At 36.7% G+C, this 2,482-nt stretch carries 2 protein-coding genes and 2 pseudogenes; all 4 read left to right on the top strand.

All coding sequences use genetic code 11. The annotated features are described in order from the left end of the window. Positions 1–287 (top strand): annotated as a pseudogene (locus LC574_RS35580) (putative pyridoxal-dependent aspartate 1-decarboxylase); the annotation flags it as partial. Between the two features lie 42 nt (positions 288–329). Next, positions 330–875: pseudogene (locus LC574_RS35575) on the top strand (beta-ketoacyl synthase N-terminal-like domain-containing protein); the annotation flags it as partial. Between the two features lie 69 nt (positions 876–944). Then, positions 945–1,319 carry a helix-turn-helix domain-containing protein gene (locus LC574_RS35570; RefSeq protein WP_306422211.1) on the top strand — a complete coding sequence of 125 codons (375 nt, stop codon included), beginning with the start codon at positions 945–947 and terminating at the stop codon, positions 1,317–1,319. A gap of 298 nt (positions 1,320–1,617) precedes the next feature. Next, complete coding sequence (locus tag LC574_RS35565; RefSeq protein WP_229458326.1) at positions 1,618–2,043, top strand: hypothetical protein; 426 nt, start codon at positions 1,618–1,620, stop codon at positions 2,041–2,043. Positions 2,044–2,482: the final 439 nt, after the last annotated feature.

Here is a 2,482-nt window from a genome sequence, read left to right as displayed (position 1 = left end):
AGCCATTGAGAGGAATTGTTGCCAAAAAGCAGTTGACAGAAATAGACAATCAACTAATTAATAAATTTAATGAACATTTACAAAAAGTTCAGCGACAAATTGGCCGTACTTTTATTTCACGAACGACTAAAACAATTATCAGCTTTGGCAAAGAGACTTCTGTCATTGCCATGCGTGCAGTGATTGCTAACCCCTTAACTACAGAAGCAGATATTGAGGCGGTTTTAAATGACCAAATTCAGATTGCTTCTGAAATTTCAATGTCATCTTTTCCAGACGATGAATAATTAGCCAAGTCATATTAAACATAAAAGTTGGCTTTTTATCTTAAGGATTTTTTGCCCACACAAATTTCTTACAAGTTAAACTTAAGAGGCCCAAGTATCAATGTACAAACAGCCTGTTCTACATCATTGGTTGCTGTCCACTTAGCCTGCCAAAGTTTAATGAATGGTGAAAGTGATATTGCATTAGCAGGGGGTGTTTCCGCTAAAGTACCTCAAAAAACTGGATATCCCTATCAACAAGGTGGAATTCTTTCTCCTGATGGTCATTGCCGAGCTTTTGATGCTGAAGCAAAAGGAACCATTGGTGGCAATGGTTTGGGTGTAGTAGTCTTAAAAAGATTAGAGGATGCGATCGCTGATGGTGACTGTATTCATGCAGTCATTAAGGGTTCAGCTGTTAATAACGACGGTTCTTTAAAGATAGGATATACAGCCCCCAGTGTTGATGGTCAAAGAGAAGTAATTTTAGAAGCGCTTGCTTTAGCTAGAGTAGAACCTGAAACCATCACATATATAGAAGCACATGGTACAGGAACTCAATTAGGAGATCCAATTGAAATCAAAGCTCTTACAGAAGCTTTTCGTGCTATAGCAATCCTAAATGAGATACAAACATATGGTACATTAATACTGAATCTGTGTGTTTCTAATAATACAATGAGAAATATTCTGAGAGAATTTGAAGATCAGGCTGAAAAAATCAGTATTTTAACAGCATTTATCGAAAGCAATCCAGAACCGAGAGAAATGCAACGAGCTTTAGCTGTAAAAATGGCACTACAAGGTGAATCATACAGGAAGATTACCGAATTATTGTCCATGCATAAGTCTTGTATCACTATCTGGAAACAAAAATTTAATTCTTTAGGGTTAGATGGAATTAAGCTGGGTTATCAAGGTGCCAAAAGTTATTTAACACCAGAGCAAACCAGCGAAATAGTTGCTTGGTTGAAAACCAGGGATTATTGGGATATAGATGAACTAGTTAGCCATTTAGATGAAAATTATGGAGTGATTTATCAATATTATTAATATTTTAATTAGACCATTTAGCTCATTAATAAAATTAATGTTCTGAACTTATCATGGCGTTTTTAACTTTATTTTCCGATAAGCATAAGTTACAATGATGTATTGAGCTTGTAAAAATAAAATTCTGTTATTAAAATTTTCCACCAAACCACTCTTATATTTATTGCCCCTTATTGAGAATATATCTAATAAATTTTCCTATCCCAAATCTGTTTTTTTGAGATAAATGTAATTTTTTACTCCTTTTTCATGAATTAACTTCCGTAATAACCGCTTGTGACAGTTAAGGGTGCGGAATGTGGGTTTTAACATTCAGCTATCTGGCAAGGATTTGGCACAGTTAAAACTGCTTTGGCAGGAGTACGGAGCCAAAAATTACCCTATTAGTTCTTACTTAGTTACTCCTGGTTTACTCAAAGCAGGAATGTTGAGAAAAAATGTTTACATTAAACCACCTGAGTATGAATTTAGTGATTTGGGTAAAGTTCCTGTTGGAGCGTTAGAGTTAACGCTATTTAACGATGTGCAGTCACCACTATTACTTAAAAAACTGCTGAAATTTGAGCTAGCTTTTAAACACGCCGAATACAAAAAAGCTCCAGATTTAGCATATCGACTCACCGATTTAAAACTCTACCGCGCTCAACTTCAACGTATTTTATCCTCTAGTCTGTATTTTTTAGAGATTGAAACTAATATTGGTATTATCTACAAGATAGAGTAACCCAAAGACCCGTTGTCAAGCGAGTAGCAGAAGTAAAAATTGATTTACTTGCTCATTATTCGAGTGCTGCTATTAAAGTATTAAGAACTTGGGAGCATAGAGGGAATGTTGGTGCGGCTCGTTCTTGGTAAGAGCCTCTAGAAACTAGAGGGGTATGACCAAGGTACATTCCGAAAGTGACTTTCAGAACTGTATAACTGTTCTTTCTATGTGGGTGATATCTAAGTAACCTAGAAAAGGTAAAGTCCCACCCTTGAGGAGACAAGTGAATCCCTACCTGCCCACAGTGACCATACTCGGAATTATGGAGGCTGAAGCTGAGAACAGGGCGCAATCAGAGGTTAAGCAGGAAGACCACACTGGCGCTAACGGGGAGATGATACGGGTAAAACAAGTCCTAGAAAAGTGCCTCACCCTCAAGCTACAACCTGAACATAAA

The sequence above is a fragment of the Nostoc sp. CHAB 5715 genome, from assembly GCF_020829685.1.
Taxonomy (GTDB): Bacteria; Cyanobacteriota; Cyanobacteriia; order Cyanobacteriales; family Nostocaceae; genus Nostoc.
This window is presented reverse-complemented; position numbering and strand designations above follow the sequence as displayed.

What these genes read in the sequence shown, in the direction of transcription:
- LC574_RS35570 (WP_306422211.1), top strand. Translation starts at nt 945, where the DNA reads ATGAGAAATATTCTGAGAGAATTTGAAGATCAGGCTGAAAAAATCAGT.